Annotated in this window: 19 protein-coding genes; 8 read left to right on the forward strand and 11 right to left on the reverse strand. The window is 73.4% G+C overall.

Features of this window, described 5'->3' with window-relative positions:
- Positions 1-466: 466 nt before the first annotated feature.
- From JE024_RS01840 to JE024_RS01850, 3 genes are all read right to left on the reverse strand, one after another.
- A complete protein-coding gene (locus JE024_RS01840; RefSeq protein WP_205371871.1) occupies positions 467-1273 on the reverse strand; it encodes a class I SAM-dependent methyltransferase in 807 nt (268 codons plus the stop codon).
- Positions 1270-5706 carry an aminotransferase class I/II-fold pyridoxal phosphate-dependent enzyme gene (locus tag JE024_RS01845; RefSeq protein ID WP_205371872.1) on the reverse strand — a complete coding sequence of 1479 codons (4437 nt, stop codon included), beginning with the start codon at positions 5704-5706 and terminating at the stop codon, positions 1270-1272. Before JE024_RS01845 ends, JE024_RS01840 begins: the two co-directional genes overlap by 4 nt.
- A gap of 253 nt (positions 5707-5959) precedes the next feature.
- Positions 5960-6118 (reverse strand): hypothetical protein, encoded by a 159-nt coding sequence (locus tag JE024_RS01850; RefSeq protein ID WP_205371873.1) that lies wholly within the window; start codon positions 6116-6118, stop codon positions 5960-5962.
- Positions 6119-6364: 246 nt separating this feature from the next.
- Here JE024_RS01850 and JE024_RS01855 point away from each other — a divergent pair, with 246 nt between their 5' ends.
- Positions 6365-7177, forward strand: a complete 813-nt coding sequence (locus tag JE024_RS01855) for an SAM-dependent methyltransferase (protein ID WP_205371874.1) — start codon at positions 6365-6367, stop codon at positions 7175-7177.
- Between the two features lie 85 nt (positions 7178-7262).
- Here the strand turns inward: JE024_RS01855 and JE024_RS01860 are convergent, their stop codons facing one another.
- Both JE024_RS01860 and JE024_RS01865 read right to left on the reverse strand, forming a co-directional pair.
- Positions 7263-8168, reverse strand: a complete 906-nt coding sequence (locus JE024_RS01860) for a helix-turn-helix domain-containing protein (RefSeq protein ID WP_205371875.1) — start codon at positions 8166-8168, stop codon at positions 7263-7265.
- A gap of 91 nt (positions 8169-8259) precedes the next feature.
- Positions 8260-8493, reverse strand: coding sequence for a DUF397 domain-containing protein (locus JE024_RS01865; protein ID WP_205371876.1), 234 nt, complete (start codon positions 8491-8493; stop codon positions 8260-8262).
- 144 nt (positions 8494-8637) lie between these two features.
- Here JE024_RS01865 and JE024_RS01870 point away from each other — a divergent pair, with 144 nt between their 5' ends.
- On the forward strand, positions 8638-9183 hold the full coding sequence (locus tag JE024_RS01870; RefSeq protein ID WP_244882516.1) for an ATP-binding protein: 546 nt from the start codon (positions 8638-8640) through the stop codon (positions 9181-9183).
- A 58-nt stretch (positions 9184-9241) separates the two neighbouring features.
- Here JE024_RS01870 and JE024_RS01875 read toward each other — a convergent pair whose 3' ends face one another.
- Complete coding sequence (locus tag JE024_RS01875) at positions 9242-9409, reverse strand: hypothetical protein (protein ID WP_205376765.1); 168 nt, start codon at positions 9407-9409, stop codon at positions 9242-9244.
- 70 nt (positions 9410-9479) lie between these two features.
- Positions 9480-9878 carry a hypothetical protein gene (locus JE024_RS01880; protein WP_205371877.1) on the reverse strand — a complete coding sequence of 133 codons (399 nt, stop codon included), beginning with the start codon at positions 9876-9878 and terminating at the stop codon, positions 9480-9482.
- Between the two features lie 438 nt (positions 9879-10316).
- Between JE024_RS01880 and JE024_RS01885 the strand changes: the two genes are divergently transcribed.
- The 5 genes from JE024_RS01885 to JE024_RS01905 are packed head-to-tail and all read left to right on the forward strand — an operon-like array spanning position 10317 to position 14099.
- Entirely contained in the window at positions 10317-10508 is a 192-nt protein-coding gene (locus tag JE024_RS01885; protein WP_187744040.1) for a hypothetical protein, read from the forward strand.
- Positions 10509-10520: 12 nt separating this feature from the next.
- A complete protein-coding gene (locus JE024_RS01890) occupies positions 10521-11216 on the forward strand; it encodes a hypothetical protein (RefSeq protein WP_205371878.1) in 696 nt (231 codons plus the stop codon).
- A complete protein-coding gene (locus JE024_RS01895; protein WP_244882518.1) occupies positions 11213-12142 on the forward strand; it encodes a DUF6895 family protein in 930 nt (309 codons plus the stop codon). The genes JE024_RS01890 and JE024_RS01895 overlap by 4 nt, the downstream gene beginning before the upstream one ends.
- The gene (locus JE024_RS01900) at positions 12139-13053 is read left to right on the forward strand and encodes a DUF6895 family protein (RefSeq protein WP_205371879.1); all 915 of its coding nucleotides are present in this window, start codon (positions 12139-12141) and stop codon (positions 13051-13053) included. Before JE024_RS01895 ends, JE024_RS01900 begins: the two co-directional genes overlap by 4 nt.
- Positions 13050-14099 carry a serine hydrolase domain-containing protein gene (locus tag JE024_RS01905; protein ID WP_205371880.1) on the forward strand — a complete coding sequence of 350 codons (1050 nt, stop codon included), beginning with the start codon at positions 13050-13052 and terminating at the stop codon, positions 14097-14099. The genes JE024_RS01900 and JE024_RS01905 overlap by 4 nt, the downstream gene beginning before the upstream one ends.
- Positions 14100-14120: 21 nt before the next feature.
- Here JE024_RS01905 and JE024_RS01910 read toward each other — a convergent pair whose 3' ends face one another.
- On the reverse strand, positions 14121-14675 hold the full coding sequence (locus tag JE024_RS01910; protein ID WP_244882519.1) for a CAP domain-containing protein: 555 nt from the start codon (positions 14673-14675) through the stop codon (positions 14121-14123).
- Positions 14676-14896: 221 nt separating this feature from the next.
- On the opposite strand from JE024_RS01910, the gene JE024_RS01915 reads away from it, so the two are divergent.
- The gene (locus JE024_RS01915) at positions 14897-15610 is read left to right on the forward strand and encodes a class E sortase (protein WP_205371881.1); all 714 of its coding nucleotides are present in this window, start codon (positions 14897-14899) and stop codon (positions 15608-15610) included.
- Positions 15611-15641: 31 nt separating this feature from the next.
- On the opposite strand, the gene JE024_RS01920 is transcribed toward JE024_RS01915, so the two are convergent.
- The 3 genes from JE024_RS01920 to JE024_RS01930 all read right to left on the reverse strand — a co-directional run bounded on the left by JE024_RS01920 (position 15642) and on the right by JE024_RS01930 (position 18995).
- Entirely contained in the window at positions 15642-16190 is a 549-nt protein-coding gene (locus tag JE024_RS01920; protein ID WP_244882521.1) for a VanZ family protein, read from the reverse strand.
- A 125-nt stretch (positions 16191-16315) separates the two neighbouring features.
- Entirely contained in the window at positions 16316-18574 is a 2259-nt protein-coding gene (locus JE024_RS01925; protein ID WP_205371882.1) for an MMPL family transporter, read from the reverse strand.
- 229 nt (positions 18575-18803) lie between these two features.
- Entirely contained in the window at positions 18804-18995 is a 192-nt protein-coding gene (locus JE024_RS01930; RefSeq protein WP_205371883.1) for a hypothetical protein, read from the reverse strand.
- Positions 18996-19036: the final 41 nt, after the last annotated feature.

The raw sequence follows: 19036 nt of genomic DNA on the forward strand, positions 1-19036 counted from the left end.
CGGAGCCACGCCGACCCACCAAGCCCCGCCGGCGATGGAGGCGCGGGGCGCGGGGCAGAGCCCCGCCGGGCCGGGCCCCCCACCCGGAGCCCGCCCGCCCCGGCAGCACGGCACGCCCTGCGGGCGTGTCCTCAAACGCCGGACGGGCTGGAGCTGCCCACCTCAACGCCCCCGAGCCCAGGAACGCCCCACGGGCTGAGATGCACCGCCTCCGCCCCCGAGCAGGAACTCCGCACGGGCAACCCACCAAGCCCCGCCGGCGATTGAGGCGCGGGGCACGGGGCACAGCCCCGCCGGACCGGGCCACCCATCCGGAGCCCGCCCGCCCCGGCAGCACGGCACGCCCTGCGGGCGTGTCCTCAAACGCCGGACGGGCTGGAGCTGCACGGCATCGGCGCACCCGCGAACCGGCCCCGTACGGGCGCCTCCCCACCCCGTACGGCCGCGAGGACGCACGGACCCGGGGCTACCCCCGCCCCCCGGGGCCGTGCTCCGTGCGGCGCGACGCGCGGAGGAGGACCATGCCGTCGTCGCCGTACTCGGGGAGCGTCGGGTCCTTGGGGACCCGGGTGAGGCGCAGCCGTTCGGTGTGCGGGGCGAAGACCTCGCGCACGGCCTCGGTGTCCACCGGGAACGCGGGCCACACGGGGCCGCGGCCGATGCGGTAGCTCGGCATCCCGGCCATGAAGGCGGCGACGAGCAGCCCGCCGGGACGGACCTGGCGGACGAAGCGCCGGCACAGGCGGGCGAACTCCGCCCCGCTCTCGGTGACGCTCTCGGCGACGAACGTCATGGACGCGAGCCCGTAACCGCCCTGCGGAGCGCTCCACAGGTCTCCCTCGACGACCCGCACCCGGGCCAGCGCCGCGTCGAGCCGGGGCGGCAGTGCCGGGTCGTACCCGCGGCACAGCGCGTAGAACGGCTCCCAGCTCGCGTCGGCGCCCCCGTCGAGCTGGGAGCGGAGGTACGCCCGGCCGGCCGCGCCCGGTTCGAGGGCGTCGACGCGCCGGCAGGCCGCGGCCGCGGCCATCAGCGGATAGAGGTTGGGCCCGGCGCCGCACTCGACCGAGGCGTCGATGCCGTCCGGGGGCAGGGTGCGGTAGAAGGCGGCGTGGTGGCGGATGACGGCGGCGTCGCAGGGGTGCAGCTCGCGGTAGTTCTCCCGGAGGTAGTCGTGGACGGGCCAGCGGTCCCAGTCGGCGTCGCCGTTGCGGCGCGCGGCGGCGGGCGCGGCGGGGCCGCCGCCGGTGTCCGCCCCTCCGGTGCCGCTCACGGGAGCTGCCGGCGCGCCGGGGGCCGCTGCTCGAGCGGGACGGGCGCCAGGGGATCCTCGCCGTGCCCGGTGCGGCGCTTGAGCGGGAAGCGTTCGGTGAGCGCGGTGAGCACCTCGTTGAGTTCGTCGATCTCCTCGTCGGTGTTCAGGGCCGTCATCTGGACGCGGAAGCCCACCTGGTCGTGGGGGACGAGCGGATAGGCGGCGAGGGTGACGTAGATGCCCCGGTGCCACAGGAAGTCGCCGACGGCGTCGAGGTCGCTGTCGTCGCCGAGGGGGATCTCGATGATCGGCAGCCCGTCGGTGTTGGGGGTGGCGAGGCCGAGCCCGCGGACGTGGTCGAGCACCCGGGCCGTTTTGCGGTGCAGTTCGGAGCGGAGTTCGTCGCCGCGCCGGTCGTTGACCTCCAGTCCGGCGAGCGCGGTCGCGAGGGAGGCGGTGGGCGAGGGCCCGGAGTACAGATAGGGCGCGGCGGCCACCTTGAGATGGGCCTTGAGCGCGGGCGGGGCGGTGAGGAAGGCCAGCAGCGAGGAGTAGGCCTTGGAGAAGCCGCCCACCAGGATCACGTTGTCGTAGCCGATCCCCAGGTGCCGGATGATGCTGTTGCCGCGGCTGCCGTAGGGCGAGCTCTCGGCCGCGTCGCGTTCGCCGATGACACCGAAGCCGTGCGCGTCGTCGATGTAGAGCAGGGCGTCGCGCTCCCGGCAGATGTGGGCGAGCGCGTGGAGGTCGGGCAGGTTGCCGGTCATGCTGTTGACGCCGTCGATGCAGACCAGCAGGGGGACGCCGCGGGGCGCCTCGGCGAGCAGCTGTCTCAGTTCCTCGGGCCGTTCGGCGTGGAAGCGCATCACGGACGCGCCCTGTCCCCGGGCGACGAGGCAGCCGTCGTACATGGTCCGGTGGGCGCGGGCGTCGACGAACACCTGCCCGCGGCCGGCGAGGACGGGGATGACGGACGCGTGGATGAGGGTGATCGTCGGCAGCAGCAGGGTGTCGGGGGCACCGAGCAGTGCGGTGAGCCGTTCCTCGATCTCGGGGTAGAGGCGGGGGTTGCCGATCAGGCGCGACCAGCTCGGGTGGGTGCCCCAGCGGCGGATCTGCGGTTCGACCGCGTCCATGACCTCGGGGTCGAGGTCCAGGCCGAGGTAGTTGCAGGAGGCGAAGTCGACCAGCCACTGCCCCTGGCTGCGGATGCGCCGGCCGCGCACCTCGTCGATGACCGCGTCGCACATGCGGCTGGACTTCTGGAGCCTGGCCAGGTCCCGCCAGCGCTGTTCGCTGCGGACCCCGCCGCCGGCGGGCAGCCTGCGGCGGCCCTGGCGGCCGGCGACCCGCGCGGACTGCCAGGTGTGCCCCTCGTCGAGGAAGCGCTGCGCCTCGGCGGCGGTCATGGGGTGCGCGAAGAGGAAGCCCTGACCGAAGCGGCAGCCCATGGCGGAGAGCAGGTCCCGCTGGCCGCTGTTCTCGATGCCCTCCGCGATGACCTGGAGCCCGAGCACGTCGGCGATCCGGACGATGCCCTCGACGAGGGCGACCTGCTGGCCGTCGGTGACGATGTCGTCGATGAACGACTTGTCGACCTTCAGCACGTCGATGGGGAACTCCCGGAGGTAGCTCAGCGAGGAGAATCCGGTGCCGAAGTCGTCGATGGCGAGCGAGACCCCGAGGCTCTTCAGCACCCGCATCGCGGCCCGGATCTGCTCGTTGCGCACCAGGACGGACTCGGTGAGCTCCAGCACCAGCGACCCGGGGGCCAGGCCCGTGGTGTCCAGGACGTGGCGTACGCCGTCGACGAAGCCCGGGTCGGCGAACTGCCGCGGGGAGACGTTGACGTTGAGGTAGAGGGGGGTGGCCCCGGGGCGCGCCCGCTGCCAGCGGGCGACCTCGGTGGCGGCGCGCTCCAGCACCCAGGCGCCGAGCGGGGTGATGTGGCCGGTCTCCTCGGCCAGGGAGATGAACTGGGCCGGCGGCACCAGCCCCCGGCGGCGGTGCGGCCAGCGGACGAGGGCCTCGAAGCCGGCCACGGTGCCGCCGGCGAGCTCGACGATCGGCTGGTAGCGCAGGGCGAAGGACTCCTCGCTGATCGCGTCGTCCATGCTGGCCTGGAGTTCGTGGCGTTCCACCATGCCGGTGTGGAGGTCGGGCCGGTAGCGGCGCCACTGGCGCTTGCCCGCGGTCTTGGCCGCGTACAGGGCGAGGTCGGCGTTGCGGAGCAGTTCCTCGGCCTGCGCCCCGTCGCCGGCGGTGGCGACGCCGACGCAGGCGGAGACGCTGTGCGAGCCGCTGCCGAGGCGGAACGGCCGGCCGAGGGCGTGCACGACCTGCGCGGCCAGCACCTCGGCGTCGTACGTCTCCTTCACGCCTTCCATGAGCACGGCGAACTCGTCGCCGCCGAGCCGGGCGGCGGTGTCGCTGAGCCGGAGGGTGCCGGTCAGGCGGCGGGCGACGGCGACCAGGAGTTCGTCGCCGACGGAGTGGCCCATCATGTCGTTGACGATCTTGAAGTCGTCGAGGTCGACGAAGAGGACGCAGGTCAGCGTGGAGTTGCGGCGGCCCCGCAGCAGCGCCCGCTCGATCCGTTCGAGGAGCAGCAGACGGTTGGGCAGACCGGTCAGCGCGTCGTGGAAGGCACGGTGGGTCAGCTCGCGTTCGAGCTGCCGCTGCTCGGTCACGTCACGCAGGGTGAGCACGATGCCGTGCACGGTCCGTTCGTGGCGCAGGTTGCTGCACCGGACCTCGACGTCGACCCCGGTGCCGTCGTTGCGCAGCACCCGCCAGTCGTCGTGCAGGTCGGGGGCGTCCGCCTCGCGGGCCCGGGCCAGGGTGCGCAGGGCGCGCTCCCGGTCGCGCGAGTCGACGAGCCGGGTCAGCGGCGTGGCGGCGAAGGAGGTGCCACCGAACATGCCGTCGGCGGAGGGGCTGGCGTACCGGACGGTGTTGTCGTCGTCCAGGATCAGGATGGCGTCCGAGGTGTTGTGGACGAGGGTGCGGAAGTAGGCCTCGCTCTTGCGCCGGTTGATCTCCTCGCTGAGGCCGACGCGCTCCAGGGCCAGTGCGGCCTGGGAGGCGAGGGACTGGACGGCTCCGGCGAGGTCTCCCACCTCCTCCTCGGACACGGCGAGCAGCAGGGCGCCGGTGACGGTGGTCCGCGAGTCGGGTGCCTCGACGACGAGCGGGCTCAGCAGCCCGGAGCGGAAGGGGGCGGCGGCGGCCTCGATCTCCGGCCCGAGCGCGGCGGTGGCGACGATCCTGGTGCCCGGCCCCGGCAGGGCGGGCGGTCCGCCGCCTCCGCCGGGGTCCTCCCCGGTGTGCGGCAGGTGCCGGTGCCAGCCGCCGTCCTCGGTGGGGACGGGGCTGAGGTGCCCGCCGGTGTCGACGAGGAGCAGGGCCTTGTGCTCCACGGGCCGGGGGAAGAGGGCGCCGATGGCGACGTTCACCGAGCGGGCCACGTCCTCGGGGGTGACGGCGCCCACGAGGGAGGCGGCGGCGACCCGCAGGCCGCGCTCCCGGGTGACGGCCTTGCGGTGGTCGGTGACCAGCCCCCACAGCCGGGCGAGCACCAGCAGGAACATCACCGCGGAGAACGCGGCGGTGACGGCCGTGTCCTGCACATTGCCCCGCAATGACTGGGAGAGCAGCATCGCGGGGGCGACGAGCGAGGCGGCGGCGAGGACGGCGAGCCGGCGGTGGGCGATCCCCGGCGGCTGCTCGGGGGCCCGTTCGGTGAGCTTGACCATCGACGGGTGGAGGGCGGCCAGGCCCCAGGCGGTGAAGAAGACCACCCAGCCGAGGTCCATCCAGGTGCCGACCCGCCAGGTGCCTTCGAGCTGGAGCAGTCCGTAGACGACGTCGTTGGCGAGGATCCCGATGGTGCCGAGGGTGAGGAGCTGGACGGATCTGTCGCGCATCCCGCCGAGGGTGAGCAGGCGGACGAGCATGGCGAGGATGAGGACGTCGCCGAGCGGATAGGCGATGGTGATCGCCTTCTCGTACCAGCTCATGGAGCTGTCCTCGGACAGCGGATGGATCAGGTGGACCCAGGAGAGCAGGGCGAGGCCGCTGGTGAGGAGCAGGGCGTCGAGGAGGCTGGCGATGTCGCGGGACACGCAGCGGAAGCGGATGAAGCCGAAGATCCCGGCGGCGAAGAGCGGATAGGTGACCAGGTACAGCAGGTCCGCCACGGAGGGGAACGGGTTGTCCTGGTGGAGGAAGGTCTCCAGGATGTTGTACGAGGTGTCGCCGGCGGTGAAGGTGAAGTTGGCGGCCGCCAGGAGCAGCCAGGGCCAGCGGCGCGCGGGCCGGTTGACGTGGATGCCGGCGAGGATGGCGACGACGCTGCCGAGCCCGATGACGGCCCAGGCGACGGTGTGCCGATCGGGGACCGCCAGGTACACGACCACGGGCGGGATGACGCACAGGACGTAGATCAGCATCATCCGCCGGTGGGCGGTGGGCGGATTCCCCCGGCCCGCGGGGAGCGCGAGGCGCTGAGGAGGATCGGAGCCGGACGGCTTCCCACTCGCTGGAGGCTGCTGCACAGTGCCCGCCCGGTACGTCTCGACGCCAGTGACTGCCCGATTCCGTGACGATTCAGACCCTTATGTACACTCTGCGCCTCCCGCCAAAGGCGGGCAAGGCGGCCGAAAGGGTCACTGAACGGGGCAGACCGGACGCCCGAGCGGGCGGTCAGCGCAGCGCGCCGGCTCCCTGGAGGTCGAAGTCGAGCGTGCGGCCCACCTCGCGGAGGGTCTCCTCGGCCGTGCGCCGGACGTCGGCGGGGACGTCGCCGCGCTCCTCGACCAGGCTGTCGTAGATCGGTGCGTCAGCCCTGTCGGCGGAGCTCACTGTCGGTACCTTTCGTCGGTTTCACGGTTCGCTCGGCGGCACGGGCAGGAGGCCCTGCCGCCAGAGCACCGGCGAGTGTACGGGGTCCCCACCTGGGCTCATGTCGGCGGCCCCCCGCTTCCGCGGTGTGGCCGAAAGACGACCGGCAGGGCATCACCCTCGGCCAATCGCCTGTACCGGGGTGCCCAGCCTCCCTAGCATGTTCGTCCCAACGGCCGAATCGTCATCGACGCGGGTGAGGACTGGATGCAGCGCAAGTCGTGGAGCCCCGAAGCCATCGACACCAAGGTGCCGAGCGTGGCACGCATGTACGACTACTTCCTGGGGGGCGACGACAACTACCAGTCGGACCGTGAAGCCTGCGAGCAGTTGCTCCAGCAGGTGCCGAGCACCAAGGTGCTGGCCGTCAACAACCGCCGCTTCCTGCGGCGCGTGGTGCGCATGCTCGCCGCCGAGTACGGGATACGCCAGTTCATCGACCACGGCTCCGGCCTGCCGACGCAGGACAACGTGCACCAGGTCGCCCAGACCGTGGCCCCGGACTCCCGGGTGGTCTACGTCGACAACGACCCGATCGTCCTCGCGCACGGGCGGGCGCTGCTCGACGAGAACGAGCGCACGGCCGTCATCCAGGCCGACATGCGTGACACGGAGGGCATCTTCGGCCACGAGGAGACCAAGCGGCTGATAGACCTCAGCCAGCCCGTCGCCGCCCTGTTCGTCTCGGTGATGCACTGCATCCCGGACACGGACGACCCGGGCGCCCTGGTCCGCCGGGTCGCCGAACGCCTGGCTCCGGGAAGCTTCCTGGTGGTGTGTCAGCTCGTCAGCGACCGGCCGGAGATCAGGGCCTTCGTGACGGACTTCATGGAGCAGGCGACCGGGGGCAACTGGGGCCGGGTGCGCGAGGAGCACGAGGTGACGCGCTTCTTCGACGGCCTCCAGATCCTGGAGCCGGGGCTGGTGGAGGTGTCCACCTGGCGCCCGGACACCGAGCTCGCCCCCGTGCAGCAGACCGACGAGTGGATCGAGTGGGGCGGCGTCGCCCGGCTCGCCTGAGCACAACACCGGAGCCGGCCGGGTGACCGCCCCCACGGGCGGCCACCCGGGCCGGCTCCTCGTCGTACGCGGCACCCCCGGGCGGTCAGCCCAGCGAGGCGAGCCGCTCCTCCAGCTTCCGCACGGTCTCCTTGGGCGTCAGCGCGCAGGCGCCGAGCCGGTCCAGCATGTCCCGGTACTGCTCGACGGTCGCCGGCTTCTGGGAGAACGTGCTGTCGGTGAGGTGCTCGATGTAGACGGCGTCCTTGAGGTCGCCGAGGGCGAAGCGGAGATAGCTGACGCCGGTGCCCACGCCGACCGCGGCGGTGACGTCCAGCGGCGCTATCTGGAGGGTGACCCGCGGTCGCCGCATCATCTCGACGAGATGGGTGAGCTGATCGCGCATCACCTGGGCGCCGCCGACCGAACGCATCAGCACGGACTCGTCGATCACCGCCCACAGCCGCGGGGCGTCCGGCTGGTCGAGCTGCCGCTGCCGTTCCTGCCGCAGGTCCACCCGCCGCCGGATCTCGTGCGCCAGCAGATGGCCGGGACCCGACTCGATGACCGCCCGCGTGTAGGCGGGGGTCTGGAGCAGCCCGGGGATGTAGAAGGGCTCGTAGGTGCGGATGGTCGCGGCGGCGCCCTCCAGGGCGACCAGCGGCGTGAAGAAGTCGGAGAGCACGTCACCGAACGACCGCCACCAGTCGGGCTGCCGGGACTGCTGCACCAGCCGCATGAACTCGGCGACGTCCTCCTCGTCGCGCACGCCGTAGAGCGCGAGCAGCGCCTCGGCGTCCGACGGCTTGCAGCCGTGCCTGCCCAGCTCGATGCGGCTGGTCTTGGACCGCGAGAAGCCGAGCTTCTCGTCGACGTCGGCCGGGTCGAGTCCGGCACCGGTCCGCAGCTCGCGCAACTTGCCGCCCAGGATGAGCTTCAGGGCGGTCGGGTTGCTCTCGACCGCCCCCAGCGGCCGGACGAACAGCGACGGACTCGGATCGGCGGCAGTCATCGCACACTCCTGCGGAGACTATGGAAGGCGCCAGTATCCCAGCACATCGCCGCTCGCACCAATGGCCGAACAGCCCCGGCAGCATACGATTTCAGCCAACCATGGCGTCGAAATCACCGTCCCTGGCGCCGGCCACGAACGCGGCGACCTCGTCCCGCGTATAGACCAGGGCCGGTCCCTGCGGGTCACGGGAGTTGCGCATCGCTATACGCCCGTCCGGCAGCGCGGCGAGCTCCACGCAGTTGCCCGTCGCGTTGCTGCGACTGCTCTTGACCCAGACGGCTCCGGTCAGCTCCCCGGCCGCCATTCCGTTGATGAACTCCATTCGTACCAGCCCCTCGCCAGTCGTACGCCAGTTCCGCCGTTCCTCCGGTGCAATCCCAGATGCAATTGCATCATGGGACACGCGTCGACAATACTCGTCCAGCGCCGGCTGTCGAACAGCGAATCCTCCAGGGAGACATGACCCGTGACGATTCATCTGCCGCACCGCGTCAGCAGTGGCACAGGGCACGAAGAGGCGTTCGGGCACGCGGGCACGGAGGCGGTGCCGCCCGCGCGTTCCACGGAGTTCTGCGGCCACGCGCCGCCCTGCGCGCTCGGCGGGTTCGCCGCGTGCGGGCTCGACGGAAACCCGCGCAACGCCGGGCAGGCACGGCGGTTCGTCAGCACCACGCTCGACGGGTGGGCACTGCCCCAGCTCACCGGTGACATGCATCTGCTCGTCACCGAGCTCGTCACCAACGCCGTCTGCCACGCCCTCGGCCCCGGTCCTCGCGAAGGCTCCGACTACCCCGTCTGGCTGGGCCTGTTCAGGCATCCGCGCCATGTGGTGTGCGCGGTCACCGACCCGAGCCCCGAGCCGCCCCGGCCCCGCGCGTCCGACGCCTCGTCACCCGGCGGGCGGGGGCTCGCCCTGATCGGCGCGCTCTGCGACACCTGGTCCTGGTGCCCCACCGCGCCGCACGGCAAGACGGTGTGGGCGACGCTGCCGCTCCCCGCCCCCGCCGGCTGAACTCCCGCGCACGGCCGGGAGCCGCGCCTCCCGGGACGGCCCGGGAGGCGCGGCGCGGTCAGCCGGCCGCGGGCTCCTCGCCGCCGGCGCGGCGGGGTTCGCCCCCGTCGTCCCGGCGCCGTTCGGCGGGCGGTTCGGCTCGGTGTCCGGTGTCCTCGGGCACGGCGGTCCTGGTGGCTTCGGCGCGCACCATCGCGTGGAGCGCCGCGAAGGGATCGATGGGCATGGGTCACACCTCACTGCTGTCGCTGGATGACGGTCGGGCGGGGCCCCGGCCGTACCGGGGCGCGGCCCCGTCAGCAGCGCAGCACCGTCCAGCACACGGCCCGCGCCGCGGTGCGCGCGGCGGCGGAGGGGGCGGCGCACCTCCTGGGCACCGGCGTCCTGCGGGCGCGCCGGGCTGGGAGTGCGCGGCGGCGGGCCGGGTATCCGGCCCCTGACCGCACCCGGCCCGCCCGAGCCGCCGACGCCTGTGTCTCGGCCTCCTCGGCCTGTCCGCCCTGCCCTCCCGCGTCGAGCGGAGCCTGCGCCGGCACCCGGGGTCCCGCGGCCGGGGAGGCGGCGGCACCGGCCGTGACGGCGAGCAGAGAGACAAGGGACAGCAGTACGAGGAGCACCGCCGGCAGCGCCGGCACCCGTGGCCGCCCGGCGGCGCGCCGGTGGCGCACGGCGGGCACGGACACGGGGGCGGTCATGGCGGAACCTCCTGGACATGCGTCCCCTGCCCACGGCGGCACGGGACCGGGCGTGCCCGCGGGCGGAACCGCTCCATCGGGGGAAGCCGTTGGGCCGAACCCCCGACAGCGCGGCGCGCCTGAGGGCCGACACACCGCCGTCCATGCGATGAGCGGGGGGCGTGAACCGGCCGGGCGCGAGCGCCCCCATGGCGCAGCCGTCCACGCACCCGCCGCGCGGGGCTCCTCGGCAGGGCGCGTCCAACATGGCTGCTTTCAGGTCCCGTTGACCGGTGCGGCCCCGGCGCATCCGGGAGGCGCACGCGGGCGCACGCCGTCAAGTGCCGCACGGCGATTGAATATTTCACGACATTTGTGCAGGTCCGCGCCGTTTGCGAGGTTCTCCGGACTGGGTTCCACTGGTACTGCATCTGCTCATGGATCCCGAAAGGGGATGGCATGTCTTCCACGAAGCCCGTGACTCAGCAGCCGCGTACGACGGCCCTGGACACCGACCTCGAAGCAGCTCTCAACCCGGTCGAGCCCGAGGGTTTCTACCGTGACACCCGCGAGTGCGCGTCCCTCGCGCTCATCGCGGGCGGCGGGGCCCTGTTGCTCTCGCCCCCGACTCCGCGGCCCAAGAAGGGCTGACGGGATTCACGAATGGAGCAGCCCGGCACGTCCCGTCTGACGGAGGCAGTGCAGGAACTCGCTTCACAGGTGGTCTCCGCTCTTCGGAGCGGGGACCACCTCGTGGCGTTCCGCAGCGCTTCCGGCCCGGCCGGCGACGAGGATCTCGCCCTCGCGGCGACACGTGTTCTGGGGGCGGACACCATGCTGCCCGCCCTCCTTCCGGGCCGGACCGCCGCGCCCGACGACCTGGCCGGCTTCGAGAAGGCCGTCGTCGGCTTCCCGCCGGCCCCCGATGCCGCGCCCACCACCCGCTGGAGCCACTGGGCGATGACCCGGACGCTGACGCGTCTCGGCGGTTCCGCCGCCGGCCGGGCCGGCGAGGCGGAGCCCGACGCCTCCTGGCTCGACGGCGCGCCCTGGCAGCAGTTCACCCATCAACTCGCGGTCCTGGGCGCCCTCGCGCTGCCCGGATCGCCCTGCGCCGTCACCAGGGCCGCCGCCGAACGGCCCGTGGACGTGGCGCGCGGCTTCGTGCGCGCGGTACGGCGACGGGACTGGCTCCAGGCCGCGGCGGCCGGACGCTGGCTGGTCCTTCTCGACGGCGTCCCCGACACCCTCGGCCTCGACACCGGGCTGGAGTTCGTCGGGCAGATGGGCGGCGCCGACGCGCGGGTGCGGATGCACCTGGAGGCGGCCCGTCTGCTGAGGGAAGGGGAGCCGCGGTGACCACCGGCATCGGAGCCCTGGCCGACAACGCGCTCGGCTGGGTGTCGGCGAACAGGGACGGCTTCCGGCTCGGCGAGGACGCGCTCGCCCCGGAGGCCGATGTGAACCGCTCCTGGAAGCCGCTGGGCGAGCTGGCCCAGGTGTGCGTCACCGTGCGCTCGCGGACGGCCCCGGGCACCGCACTGCACGAGCGGGCCGGCGAACTGCTCTCCTTCGCCTGGGAGCAGACCCGCGAAGGCGGGCTGCTGCTCGACCTCCAGCGTCTCGAACCGGCCTCCACCTACCCCCTGGAGATCTACGCCGCGTTCGCCTCGGCGGGGCTGCGGCACCCCGGGTACGACTCCTACGCGGCCCTGCTCGCGCGCACCCGGAGCTGGCGGCTGACCGAGCACCAGCCGAACCGCCGGCTCGGCCTCCTCAACTCCGAGCGGCGCTGCGGACTTCCGGCGCGCGACGACGCCGGGGCGGTGCTGCGGAGCACCTGGCTCGGCGGTCTCCCGGAGCCCTGGACCTTCGAACGCGCCGCCGGGTACACGCTGACGCATGTGGTGTTCCATCTCACCGACTGGGGCCACGACATCGAAGCCGTGCCGGGCGACGTCGTCGCCTACCTCGACGACTGGCTCCCGCCGTGGCTCGACGGCTGTCTGGAGGACGAGCAGTGGGACCTCGGCTGTGAGCTGCTGGCCGTGGCGGCGGCCCTGCCGAGCACGCCCGACCCGGCGATGCTCGCCCGCGCGTTCGCCGGACTCGCGGGCGCGCAGGAGGAGTCGGGGGCGATCCCGGAGATCGGGCCGGGCCCCTCGGGCCGTCCGGTGCGGCGCGACTTCGTCGGCACCTACCACTCCACGCTGATGGCGCTCTTCGCCTCGGTCCTGGTGCTCGCCCGCTCCGGCGGGCCCGTACGGGCGGGGGTGCCGGCGTGACGACCGCGACCCGCCTCTTCCACGACGTGGGGCAGCAGGCGGTGGCCTGGCTGCACACCCACCGCGACGGCTTCCGGCTGGAGCCGGACGCCGACCCGGAGACCGGCTTCCTGGAGCGGTTCAAGCCGGTCGGCGAGCTGGCCCTGATCTGCAAGGTGCTCTTCCGCGAGGGTGTCTCCGGCTCGCGCGAGTCGGCGATGGCCCGGGCGCTGATCGACCACGCCTGGCGCGAGGTGCTGGACGGCGGGCGGATGCTGGTGCGCGCCCAGCGCACCGAGCCGGCCTCCCCCGTCCCGTTCGAGGTGTACCTCCCGTTCAGGGAACTGGGCTACTCGCAGCCGGAGCTGGAGCAGGCCGTGCGGCTCAACCACCGGCTGGCGAGCTGGGCGGCGCTGGAGGTCACCCCGGTGCGCCGGCTGGGGCTCTCCCGGTTCGAGCAGCGGTTCGGGCTGGAGGCCTCGCTGGATCCGGCACAGGCGCTGCGCCGCACCTGGCTGGGCCGCAGACCGGAGCCGTGGACCGTCGAGGGGCACACCGGTTACGCGATCACCCACACCGTCTTCCATCTCACGGACTGGGGCGAGCGCCCCGAGGGCCTCCCCGGCGAGCTGGCCGGCTATCTGGGCGACTGGCTGCCGGTGTGGCTGGACGACTGGCTGGACCTGGGGCGCTGGGACCTGCTCGGCGAGCTGCTGGTGGTCGACGCGTGCCTGCCCCGTCCCGCGCTCGACGAGCGGATCTGGGAGGGCTTCGCCGCGGCCCAGTTGCCGGACGGTTCGATGCCTGCGGTGGGCGAGGCCCCGACGGGCGACCCGCAGGACGTGTTCGACATGCTCTACCACCCCACGCTGGTCGCCGCGTTCGCCTCCGTGCTCGCCACCTCGCGCTCGCTCGACCGGCTCTCCGGATGACGGCCGCTCCGGTGGCCCCGGCGGAGTGCGACGAGGCGGAGCCGGTGCCCGCCCTGGAGGAGGCGGTGGCGGCGGTCGACGCCCCGGACGTCGTGTTCGCCCTCTCCCGCGACGGCCGCCGCACGGTGCTCGCCGGGGGCACCGGACCGGCCCCGGCGGTGCCGCGGGAGAGTCTGCGGTACGAGATCGGGTCGGCGTCCAAGACGTTCACCGGACTGCTGCTGGCCCGGCTGGAGGAGACGGGCCGGCTGACGGGCTCGGAGCCGGCGGCGCGGTACTTCGATCCCCGGCGCGCCCTGGGCCGGGACCCGGTCACCCTGACGCATCTGATCACCCACACCTCGGGGCTGCCGCCGCTGCCCGCGGACTTCTACCCGCAGGCGGTGCGCCGCTGGTCCACCAATCCCTACGCGCACTACCCGGCCGACCGGGTGGTGCGCGCCTTTCTGCGGGCGAGGCCGCGCCACCGGCCCGGCAGCCGGTGGCGCTACTCCAACTTCGCGGTGGCCTCGCTCGGGCACGCGCTGTCGGTGGCCGCCGGGACGCCGTGGGATGAGCTGCTGTCGTCCGAGGTGCTGCGCCCGCTGGGGCTGTCCGGGACCGCGCTGCGGCCCGGCGGCCCGGAGACCGACGCCACGGGCCACGGCGCGGACGGGGTGCGGCGCACTCCCCCGCTGGACATCGGCGGCTTCGCGGCGGCGGGCGCGGTGCGGGCCACCGTCCACGACCTGCTCGGCTATCTGGAGGCCCATCTCCGCCCGGACGGACACCCGTTGGCCGGGGCGCTGCGCGAGGTCCGGCGGCCGGTCCTGCGGCGCGGGTTCCGGCACCGGCATGTGCACACGCTGACGTGGTTCCGTCATGCGACCGACCACGGTCACCTGTACTTCCACTCCGGCGCGACCAGCGGCCAGCAGGCGTTCCTGGGATTCAGCCCGGCGACGGGCACGGCGCTGGTGGCCGTGTCCACGCGCCGCTTCCGGCTCCGGGACAACCTGATCCCCGTCGCCTACGGCCTGCTGGCCGGCGCCGGACCGCCCCGCTGACGGGTCGCCACGGGCGGCGGGTCAGCCGCCCGTGGCGAAGTCCTGGACCCACCAGGGGCCGCCCGGCTCCAGGCTCACGCCGACCCCGGTGTCCTTCAACGCGCAGTCGGTGACGATCTGTTCATGGGTGGGGCTCTCCAGCCAGCCCGTGACGGCCGCCTCCGGTCCCTCGGGCCCCTTGTGGATGTTCTCGGCCCAGCGGCTCCACCGGTATCCCTCGGCGGCGATGCGGTCTCCCCCGTCACGGCCCTCGGGGCTCTTGTGCTCGTAGTAGCCGCGGGAGGCCATGTCGCCGGCATGGGCGCGTGCCGCGGCGGCGAGGCGGTCGTCGGTCCGCAGCGGTTCGCAGCCGGCCTGCTCGCGACGGGTGTTGACGAGGGCGACGACCCGGCGGGCGTACTCGTCCGCCGTGCTCCGCGCGCCGGCGCCGGGCGGCACGCCCAGGGCCGCCGTGCTCCCGGCGGCGGCCGGCTCGCGTGCGGTGCAGCCGCCGAGCAGCGCGGTGACCGCGAGCAGGACGGCAAGGGCGGGGGCGGAGCGGCGGTGCTGCACGGGGCCGGGCTCGCTCTCTGTCACGGGGGGTACGGGACGGCCGCGGCGGGGCCGGGGCGGTCCCGGTCGTGATCGTCATCGTGGCACGCCCGGCGCGCGCACGGCGGCGGACCGGCGGCGGTCCCTCCGATGGAGGGACAGCGGGATGTCCTGGATGTCCGATACGATGGAACACCTGAGCGAAACCCGGTCACCCGCCCCGGTGCGGGGCACCGACCCCGTCCCCGGCCCCGATCCGGAACGCCATGACATCACTGCGCATCCTTCCCCCCGTCCTCGCAGGCACCCTGCTGGTCGCCCTGGCCGCCTGCGGCGCGCCCCCGGCCGAGCGCTCCCCGGACCCGGCCGCCTCGTCCCCGCGCGCCGCCGCGACGGCCGGCGAACTCCCCGTGGCCGCCGTGAGCGGTCCGGCCGGCGGGGCCGCTCCGGCCGAACCGTCCCCGGCACCCGATCCGCGGACCCGGGCGGCGCTGCTGTCCATCCCGGAGATCGGCCTGGCGGAGCTGAAGGTCGTGCCGTACGAGGGGACGACGGACGACTGGCCCGGAACCCGGATCCAGAACCGGGGGCTCGGCGCCAGCCCGTACGGCGAGCACGGCGGGGTCGGCCCCGGCGAGGTGGGCAACTACCTGGTGACCGCCCACCGGCTGTCCGCCGGCGGGCCGCTGCGCGATCTGCCGTCGCTGGACGAGGGCGACCTGGTGAAGGTCACCCTGGGCGGCGAGGTCTTCACCTACGAGATCACGGGGACACGGGAGACGTCGTTCCGCTCGGAGCGCTCGCTCGCCGAACAGCGGGCGGCGGTGCCCGGGCACCCTGGCCGTGAGCCGACCCGGGCGATGATCACCATCTCGACGTGCGCGACCCCGGAGGACGACGCGGCGGGCAACCACTGGCGCGACGACCGGGGCAACCCGGAGCACCGGATCGACAAGATCGGCGTGCTGCGCGAGCCGTGAGGCCCTCGGGGGCTCCCGCCGCGCCGGCGGCTCAGGCCCGTCGCGACCAGCGGTGCCACCAGTGGGTGCGGCGCGGGTGCACCGCGCGGCCGAGCCGGCGGCCGAGCAGCAGATAGCCGATGAGCGCGCCGCTGGTGTTGAGGATGACGTCGTCGATGTCGAACGCGCGGCCGGTGATCAGCGAGCCCTGCACGAGCTCGACGCAGATCATCACGAGGGAGGTCAGCACCGCCACCCGCAGCAGACCGCGGGCGCGCGGCGCGAGGACGGGGAGCAGCACCCCGAACGGCACGCCCAGGGCGATGTTGCCGCCGAGCTGCTTGACGGTGTCCTTCAGCGCGGGCTGCGACAGATAGGCGCGGATCGAGTCGCCCGGCTGGAGGTTGTTGTGGGTGAGGTGCTCGGAGGCGACCGAGGGCTCCAGGGTCAGCCGGGCCAGCACCAGACTGAAGGCGACGGTGCCGGCGAACGCCAGCAGCATCGCGGCCGCTCTGAACAGGGGCCCCGCGGGGGCCGCCCCGCCCGGTGGACCGTCGACGACCGACGCGCCCTTGCCCGTTTCCGCTCCCGAGCGCCCCATGACTGCCCCCACTTCGTCCTGCCTGCTGGTCCACGACAGGAGTGCGACTACCCCCTGTGACGGCAAGCATGTGGCGGCCTGCGGCAGGCTTGTGAGGGACGCGCCGCGAGGGCCGCCAGGACCCCTCAGCGCGCCACCGGGTCCTGGCGGCCCTCGGGGTCGATGTGCGGCAGCAGCCGGTCGAGCCATCTCGGCGTCCACCAGGCCGCCTTGCCCATGAGGGTCATCGCGGCCGGGACGAGCAGCAGCCGCACCACGGTGGCGTCGATGAGCACGCTGGCGGCGAGACCGAGGCCGAGCATCTTGACGACGATGTTGTCGCTGAGGATGAACGCGGCGAACACGCTCACCATGATCAGCGCGGCGCAGGTGATGACCCGGGCGGTGATCTCCAGCGCGTGGGCGACGCTCGCCTTGGCGTCCCCGGTGCGCACCCATGCCTCGTGGACACGGGACAGCAGGAAGATCTCGTAGTCCATGCTGAGGCCGAACACGATGGCGAACATCATCATCGGCACATAGCTCTCGATGGGCACGTCGCCGGAGACGCCGAGGGCGGGGCCGCCCCAGCCCCACTGGAAGACGGCGACCACGACCCCGTACGAGGCGGCGATCGACAGCACGTTGAGCACCGCGGCCTTGACGGCGACGAGCACACCGCGGAAGACGGCGAGGATCACCAGGAAGGCCAGCCCGACGACGACCAGGATGATCAGCGGCAGCCGGGAGGAGACGATGTCGAGGAAGTCGACCTGGGCGGCCGTGGTGCCGGTGACATAGGTGGTGGCGTCGGTTCCGGACACGGCGTCGGGCAGGACGTCGTCCGCGAGGTGGTTGGTGAGTTCGGTGGTGCGCTCGTCCTGAGGGGGCGCCACGGAGTACGCGGTGGCGATCAGGACGTCGCCGTCGGACGTCGCTTTGGGCGGGGTGATGTAGGCGGCGTTCGGGACGCTCTTCAGCGCGTCCTGCACCTGGGTCGCGAGGGCCGAGCGGTCCGACTGGGACACCGAGGTCTGGTCGACGACCAGGGTCAGCGGCCCGTTGGAGCCCGGCCCGAAGGCGGAGGACATCAGGTCGTAGGCGCGGCGGTCGGTGAAGGACTTCGGATCGGCGCCGTCGCCGATGTGGCCGAGCTGGATGGAGAACAGCGGGACGGCCAGCACGGCCAGCACGGCCACTCCCCCGCCCAGGAACCACCAGGGGCGCCGCTCGACCCGCTGGGCGTAGCGGTGCCAGGTGCCCTGGACCTCCTCGCCGGGCTCGGCCTCCGTCTCGGCGACCGGTCTGCGGACGTGCAGCCGGTCGATGTGGCGGCCGATCATCCCGAGCATGGCGGGGACGAGGGTCAGCGCGCCGAGCACGGCGGTGACCACGGTGACGGCGGCGGCCAGACCGAGCTTGCCGATGAACGAGATGCCCGAGACCCACAGGCCGGAGAGGGCGATCACCACGGTGCATCCGGAGACCAGGACGGCGTGGCCGCTGGTCGCCGCCGCCCGTCCGGCGGCCGTGACCGGATCCTGTCCGTCCATCAGGTTCTGCCGGTGGCGGGTGAGCAGGAACAGCGAGTAGTCGATGCCCACACCGAGGCCGATCATGGTGGCCAGGGTGGGCGAGACGGTGGCGAAGGTGGTCGCCGCCGCCAGCAGGCCGAGCAGGCCGAGACCGCAGACGACCGCGAGCAGGGCGGTGACCAGCGGGAGGACCGCGGCGATCACGCTGCCGAAACCGATCAGCAGGACGATGATCGCCACCGCGAAGCCGATGCCCTCGCTGGTGCGGTCGTCCGCCTCGGGCCGGGCCAGTTCGCCGAGGGATCCGCCGTACTCGACGGTGACGCCCGCGGAGCGCAGCGGCTCGACGGAGTCGTCGATGCCGTCGAGGTAGGAGGAGCCGAGGACGGACGGCTGCTGGTCGAAGCGGACGGTGATGTAGGCGGTCTTCCCGTCGGTGGAGAGCGGGCCCACATCGGTGCTGCCGGAGGACGGGGGCGGGGTGCCGGGCGGCGGCAGCGGGTTCTGCGCCGACAGCACGTGCGGCAGCTTCTCGAGATCGGCGACCGTGGTCGAGATCTGGTCGGAGAAGTCGGTCAGCGGTTTGTCCGCGTCGTGCAGCACGATCTGCGAGCCGTATCCGCCGGCGGACGGTTCATGGGCCTGGAGGACGTCGAGTCCGTCCTGGGACTGGGTGCCGGGGAGGGCGAAGTTGTCGGAGTAGTCGCCGCCCCAGACGCGGTCGAGGGCCTGGGCGCCGACGACGGCGGCGACCCACAGCACGAGGACGACGACGAAGTGCCGGGCGCACCACTCGCCGATGCTCCGCAGCGCTCCTCGGGGCCGCGGTGCGGCGGGCGGCTCGGGCGGGGCGGACGCCGTGGACGACATCGGGGCTCCCGGGGAGTCGGGCTCCGGCAGGCGAAGCGGTGGATGCTCTCGGGCCGTGCGCACGAAACGCAGGGGACGCGAACATTGGAATCCGGCCGGGCCTCGTCGGCACTCCGGCGCGGGGGAACGGGTGACGGCGCCCCGGCGGGCGGGGCTCCCGGGACGCCGAAGGGGCGCACCCGTGACGGGTGCGCCCCTCCTGGTGTGACGACGTGCTGCCGCCGCGGGATCAGTTCCGGTTGCGGGCCTGGTCCTCGTCCAGCATCTGCTGGCGCGGCTCACGCTCCTGACGTCCGCGCTCCTGCTCCTGCCGGCCGTTCTCCCGGTCCTGGCGGCCGCGCTCCGGCGTGTCGCCCATGCGCTTCTGGGCCTCCTGCTTGAGCTGCTCGGCCTTGTCCTGGAACTGGTCCTTGATACCCATCAGTCTCTCCTTCGAGGTGGGGTAGGGGCGGGATCAGCCTC

It is taken from the genome of Streptomyces zhihengii, from assembly GCF_016919245.1.
Lineage (GTDB): Bacteria > Actinomycetota > Actinomycetes > Streptomycetales > Streptomycetaceae > Streptomyces > Streptomyces zhihengii.